The sequence below is a fragment of the Clostridioides sp. ZZV15-6388 genome (assembly GCF_020657755.1).
Taxonomy (GTDB): domain Bacteria; phylum Bacillota; class Clostridia; order Peptostreptococcales; family Peptostreptococcaceae; genus Clostridioides.
In genome coordinates this window covers 57188-63187 of record NZ_JAGWCU010000023.1, presented here as the reverse complement: position 1 = coordinate 63187, position 6000 = coordinate 57188, and the positions used below count along the sequence as shown (strand labels likewise).

Here is a 6000-nt window from a genome sequence, read left to right as displayed (position 1 = left end):
GAAAAATAGAATAGAATTTTAAAGGTAAATATGTTGCAAATACTGCATTTTAATAAAAAGTAGTCATTTCTTGTAAAATGGATAGTTTATATTTACTTTAAAATTTGTAAAATTTTGCTATACTATATATATAGAATATGTTATATTAGTTGTCTTTCCTATTGATTTATACATTTCATATCGGTATAATAGAAAATAAATTGGATTATTTTGGCATATAATTATTGATAAAAAGTACATCTTTTTATATGAATTTTCTGAAAAGTTTTATTTTTATATTATAATTATATTGATTTTTACTAAAAACTATCCATTTTACAAGAAATGGAAACTTTTGGAATGTGTTTATTTGCTAGTGGTTTATAATCAAATAGAGGTGCTTTAATGGGAGGAAATTTTTATGAGGAAATTACAAAAAAAATTAATGGTTTTTTTATTTATTTGTATAATTTTACAAGTTAAATATACAACACCAGTCTATTCTTTACATAAGCTTTATAAAAATAACTCCATAAATAACTTTGAATTCAACTTATTTAATAAACAATTTATTAGCTACTATGCATTGCAGATAATATTTACTATGACGATAATATGTCTAGTACTTATTTTTTATATAGTATATGATAAATTAAGTTTAAGAGTTAAATTACAAAATATAGTGTATACAGATGGTCTTACAGGAGCAAGTACTATGGATAAATTTGTAATTGATGCTAAAAAAATATTAAGCAAAAACACTCAAGAGAAATATGCGTTATTATATATAGATATTGATAAATTTAAGTATATAAATGATTTGTTCGGATATGAAGTGGGAAATAAAATTTTATGTAGTTTAACAAATATTATTAAACATAATATATTTGAAGAAGAAATATTTGCAAGGATATCTGCTGATAATTTCACAATAATTATGAAATATAGAGAAGAAGAAGATATAATAAATAGATTAGAATGTATATTTAAAGAATTGGATTTATTTAATAATAATCAGGAAGAAAAATATAAATTAGTTTTAAGCTGTGGAATATACTTTATACTTCCAGAAGATAAAGATATCAACCCAATAATAGATAGAGCTAATATACCTCATAAAATGGCAAAAGGAGGACATAAAAGTTCATATGCATTTTATGATAACAAGATTCATGATCAAGAAATAAAAGAAAAAGAGATGGAAAATACAATGTTCTCAAGCTTAGAAAATAAAGAGTTCATAGTGTATTTGCAACCTAAAATAGAACTAAATACAGGAGAAATACAAGGTTCGGAAGCACTTGTACGATGGAAAAATCGTGATAAGGGATTAATTCCTCCAAGTGAGTTTATACCATTTTTTGAGAAAAATGGTTTTATAATAAATTTAGATTTATATGTACTAGAAGAAGTTTGTATACAGCTTAGAAAATGGATTGATGCAGGTATAAACCCAGTAACTATTTCAGTTAATGTCTCAAGAATCCATTTATATTGCAATAATTTTATAGAAACCTATAAAAATATAATTGATAAGTACAATATACCTGCAAAATATATAGAACTTGAATTAACTGAGAGTATTATATTTGATAATTTTGATATTTTAATTGATATAATGAATAATTTAAAAGAGATAGGCTTTTTAATATCTATGGATGATTTTGGTTCAGGGTATTCATCATTAAATATGTTAAAAGAAATTCCTATGGATATCTTAAAACTTGACCAAAAATTTATCATGGAAACATATAATAGTAAGAGAAGTAAAATAATTGTTACTAAAGTTGTAGAGATGGCAAAGGAATTGGGGATGAAAGTAATATCTGAAGGTGTAGAGACAGAAGCACAGTTTAAACTATTGAAGGAAGTCAAATGTGATATGGCACAAGGATATCTATTTGGAAAACCAATGCCAATTGAAGAATTTGAAAAATTGATTGCATACACTTCAGCAAAAGAATAATTAATTTACTTTATAAAAAATGAATAAGTTATATTAAAAATGAACTCTAATCTAGTGTTCATTTTTTATGTGGATTTTTATACATCTATTTATTGAAATATGTAAACATTAACAAATATAAATATAGTCTTACCTCATATAGATTAACTAAAATACTAGAATGTAGTATCTATTGGTGTCATCTATTGAAATTACATTCCAGTATTTATTTTGCAGTAATGATTGTATAACTCTTGAACTTTTGATTTTATCAATGTTTTAAGCTCAACTGGTTCTAGTACTGTGGCCTCTTTTCCAAATGACAAGAAATATTCAGCTACCCAGTTTAGTGTTGTTTTTGAGATATACATATCTATGTAGCCGCCATTAGGAAAAATAGTCAATCCTTTTGCTAATAGAAATTCTGTCTCACAGCGTTTTACTCCTATATCTGTTAGTTGAATTTTAATATGATAATCTTTAGCAACTTCTAAATTTTCAAGATATTCATGTATTGAATTTGGAATACTGTATTTTGAACTTGTTATATTTTCTATATTTACAATCTTTTCAATTCTGTCTACACGAAATTCACGGATAGATTTTGACTTTAAGCAATACGCTGGACAGTACCAAAGACCATTCATTGCATATAAACCAACAGGGATAATAGTTCGGATACTTTGGTTTTTATTTGATGAATATTGAACTGTAAGAGCAGAATTATTTGTAATTATGTTAAATAGTTCTTTCAATAAGGGAGAAGAGCAATGTTTATCTGGTGTCCAGAATACAATTTTATTTTGTATTTGAGTAATATTATGTTGTACATCTGCTGGTAGACAATTTAAAAACTTCTTTAATACAGAGACTTTCTCTTGTTCAAATGGCAAATCACGATAAAAAGCTAATGATTGATAGGCAAAAAATATTGCTTTTGCTTCACTTTCTGAAAAGGTAATTGGTGGTAGTATACGTTCTTTTAACATATGATAACCACCTGTTGCTCCTGTTTCTGAATATAGAGGGAATCCCATGCTTTCTAAAGCTTGTAAATCCCTAAGTATCGTTCGTTTTGATACACAAAATTCTTCAGACAATTCTCTCAAGGTAAAATTTCTTTTTGCATTTATAGTTATTATCAATTCAATTAAGCGCTCAGCCTTTGACATTTTTCTACTCCTTTTTTTATAATAGTGACAATTATTGTCACTATTATATGATAGGATATTATCATGTTGAAAGCAATATAAATATTACAGAAAGGATAAGATATTTAATATGAAAGCTGAGGATATATTCAATTACTGTGTATCAAATTTAGATGATGTTGTTTTAACAGACAATTGGGGGGAAAGAGGTATATTTTATAATCCTAATGGTATTTTAAAGAAAGGAGTATATGTTCTTACTATCAAAGAAAAAGATGGTGAAAATGACAAAAGTTCATCACTCAACCGAAGTAATGTTTATCGTGTGAATGTATGTTTGAAAAAGGAAACATTTATTAAAATGTTCGATTATATTCCAAAGCGTCCAGAGGCTGGGCAAATTGTGAAAATGGATTTTGATTTTAAAAAAATGGATACAATTATGCCTCATCCTGTTTACGCATGGATGGGATGGGTGTGTGTCTTAAATCCTTCAGAAAAAACATTTAAAGAATTAAAAGTAATGATACAAGAGTCATACGATTTTGCTAAGGAAAAATTTGCTAAAAGGATAAAAAAGTAATAGTATGTGAACATAATTATAATAAAGGCTACCAAGACCTGAAAATACAATTCTATTTTTTCACTTCATATATTCTTATAGATTCACATAAAATTTGGTAGCCTTGAATGAAAATCTCTAAACCAGACAAGAGAAAAATAAATACCAAATGAAATATCAAAAAACATAGTGATTAAGGAAATTTCTTGTATTATACCTATTCAGACCTGAAGATTTTGAGATTTAATAATAGGTTTTAAAATGCTATTTTTTATAAAAACTATATTTAAATGAAAAAGCTTGTAGATATTTATAATTTTATCTAAAAATAGTTGACATATGAGCTGTGTTATTATATTATTGTATTAGGTTATTAATACAATGATATAATAACACAATAAGGAGGCATGAATATGGAATGGGAACTTGATAATAACAAACCTATATATATACAATTAGTAGAACATCTAAAGTTAAAAATAGTTTCAGGGGAAATAAAAATAGGTTCTAAATTAGAAACAGTAAGAGCACTTGCAGAGGATGCTGAAGTTAATCCAAATACAATGCAAAAAGCTTTAACAGAACTGGAAAGACAAGGATTAGTTTATAGCCAAAGAACAAAAGGAAGATTTGTAACAGATGATAAGGAAAAAATAAAAGCTATGAAAGAGGAAATAGCCAATGTTGAAATAAATACGTTAAAAGAAACTTTAGTAAAACTTGGATATGACAAAGATGAAATGTTAAAACTTATAACAGAAAATTTGAAAGGGGAATTATAAAATGGATAAAAATATAAATAATGTTTCTCAAAATGACATAGTTGAATTTAAAGGTGTAAATAAAAGCTATGGAACTAAAAAAGTTTTAAAGAATGTTGAATTGAATATACCAAAAGGAAAAATAGTTGGCTTGTTAGGTCCTAATGGAAGTGGTAAAAGTACAATGATTAAATTGATGAATGGATTGTTACAACCTGATGATGGTGAAATTATGATAAATGGAATGAAGCCATCTATAGAAACAAAAAAAATAGTATCATACTTACCAGAAAGAACTTATTTAAACGACTGGATGAAGGTATCAGACTTACTTAAATTTTTCTATGATTTTTATAGTGATTTTGATGTTAGAAGAGCAAATGAAATGATTAAGAGTTTAGATATTGATGTAAATGAAAAATTAAAAACAATGTCTAAAGGAACTAAAGAAAAAGTACAACTTATTCTAGTCATGTCAAGAAAAGCAAATATATACATTTTAGATGAACCTATTGGAGGTGTTGACCCAGCTGCAAGGTCATATATACTTAAGACTATACTAAAAAACTATTCTGAGGATAGTACTTTGTTGATTGCAACTCATTTAATAAGTGAGATAGAGAATATATGTGATGAAGTAATATTTATATCTAAAGGTGAGATAGTATTACAAGGAGATGTTGAAGCAATAAGAGAGGAAAAAGGTAAATCTATAGATGCATTATTTAGGGAGGAATTCAAATGTTAGGAAAACTATTAAAATATGAGTTAAAGGCAAGTGGAAGAACGTTTATACCATTATATATAGCTATAATAGTAGTGGCTATATTAAATGGAATATTTATGAAGATTGATATATTCCAAATACAAGGAATAGGAATACTTGTTCTTACAAGTCTTTTTATGGCACTAGGTGTTTTAACTATTGTAGTTACAATTCAAAGATTTAGAAAAAATCTTTTGGGAGATGAAGGATATTTAATGTTTACTCTTCCTGTTAGTACTAGTTCGCTTATATTATCCAAATGTATAACAGCACTTATATATGCGGTACTTAGTTTTATAGTTGCAGTAGTTACATTTTCAGTACTAATGTTTTTTAGTGCTTCTGGAATTGAATTTGCTGAGATTTTAGATTTTTTTAATAATGTTTTTAAATTGGGATTTGAAAACTTTTTAGATATTTTCTTGTTATTATTAACAATGCTTATTTCATATACTTCATTCATTTTATTGCTATACACAGCAATTTCAATGGGGCAATTACCAAGATTTAATAAACATAGAAATGTATCCGCATTTGTTTCTTTTATAATTATAAATATGATAATATCAACTGTTGGTAATACAATTGAAAGATTTTTACCAAGAGAAAATACTAATATGATTTATCATTTATATCAAAGCTCTCATTTTATGTTTGCTATACTTGGTAGTATTATACTTTTAGTAATATTATTTATTGCTACAAAATATATACTAGATAGAAATTTAAATTTAGAATAGATATTTTTATAAAGAGCCATCTTTTAGAGTTACCCTAAAAGATGGCTCTTGTTTACTTTAATAAGTAACCAATTGAGTATTATGTAAACAGAAATA

6 protein-coding genes are annotated in these 6000 nt (G+C 26.0%); 5 read left to right on the top strand and 1 reads right to left on the bottom strand.

The features are described 5' to 3' along the window. The first annotated feature begins 400 nt into the window (after positions 1–400). Positions 401–1945 (top strand): bifunctional diguanylate cyclase/phosphodiesterase, encoded by a 1545-nt coding sequence (locus KGF48_RS13845; protein ID WP_227841388.1) that lies wholly within the window; start codon positions 401–403, stop codon positions 1943–1945. Positions 1946–2136: 191 nt separating this feature from the next. Here KGF48_RS13845 and KGF48_RS13840 read toward each other — a convergent pair whose 3' ends face one another. Next, positions 2137–3096 (bottom strand): helix-turn-helix transcriptional regulator, encoded by a 960-nt coding sequence (locus tag KGF48_RS13840; protein ID WP_227841389.1) that lies wholly within the window; start codon positions 3094–3096, stop codon positions 2137–2139. Positions 3097–3205: 109 nt separating this feature from the next. Here KGF48_RS13840 and KGF48_RS13835 point away from each other — a divergent pair, with 109 nt between their 5' ends. The 4 genes from KGF48_RS13835 to KGF48_RS13820 all read left to right on the top strand — a co-directional run bounded on the left by KGF48_RS13835 (position 3206) and on the right by KGF48_RS13820 (position 5904). Continuing rightward, the gene (locus KGF48_RS13835; protein WP_227841390.1) at positions 3206–3658 is read left to right on the top strand and encodes a DUF6194 family protein; all 453 of its coding nucleotides are present in this window, start codon (positions 3206–3208) and stop codon (positions 3656–3658) included. Between the two features lie 392 nt (positions 3659–4050). Then, positions 4051–4419, top strand: a complete 369-nt coding sequence (locus KGF48_RS13830; protein WP_227829746.1) for a GntR family transcriptional regulator — start codon at positions 4051–4053, stop codon at positions 4417–4419. Position 4420: 1 nt separating this feature from the next. Beyond that, positions 4421–5146 carry an ABC transporter ATP-binding protein gene (locus KGF48_RS13825; protein ID WP_227829745.1) on the top strand — a complete coding sequence of 242 codons (726 nt, stop codon included), beginning with the start codon at positions 4421–4423 and terminating at the stop codon, positions 5144–5146. Further along, entirely contained in the window at positions 5140–5904 is a 765-nt protein-coding gene (locus KGF48_RS13820) for an ABC transporter permease (RefSeq protein ID WP_227829744.1), read from the top strand. Before KGF48_RS13825 ends, KGF48_RS13820 begins: the two co-directional genes overlap by 7 nt. Positions 5905–6000: the final 96 nt, after the last annotated feature.

What these genes read in the sequence shown, in the direction of transcription:
- KGF48_RS13845 (WP_227841388.1), top strand. Translation starts at nt 401, where the DNA reads ATGAGGAAATTACAAAAAAAATTAATGGTTTTTTTATTTATTTGTATA.
- KGF48_RS13840 (WP_227841389.1), bottom strand. Translation starts at nt 3,096, where the DNA reads ATGTCAAAGGCTGAGCGCTTAATTGAATTGATAATAACTATAAATGCA.
- KGF48_RS13835 (WP_227841390.1), top strand. Translation starts at nt 3,206, where the DNA reads ATGAAAGCTGAGGATATATTCAATTACTGTGTATCAAATTTAGATGAT.
- KGF48_RS13830 (WP_227829746.1), top strand. Translation starts at nt 4,051, where the DNA reads ATGGAATGGGAACTTGATAATAACAAACCTATATATATACAATTAGTA.
- KGF48_RS13825 (WP_227829745.1), top strand. Translation starts at nt 4,421, where the DNA reads ATGGATAAAAATATAAATAATGTTTCTCAAAATGACATAGTTGAATTT.
- KGF48_RS13820 (WP_227829744.1), top strand. Translation starts at nt 5,140, where the DNA reads ATGTTAGGAAAACTATTAAAATATGAGTTAAAGGCAAGTGGAAGAACG.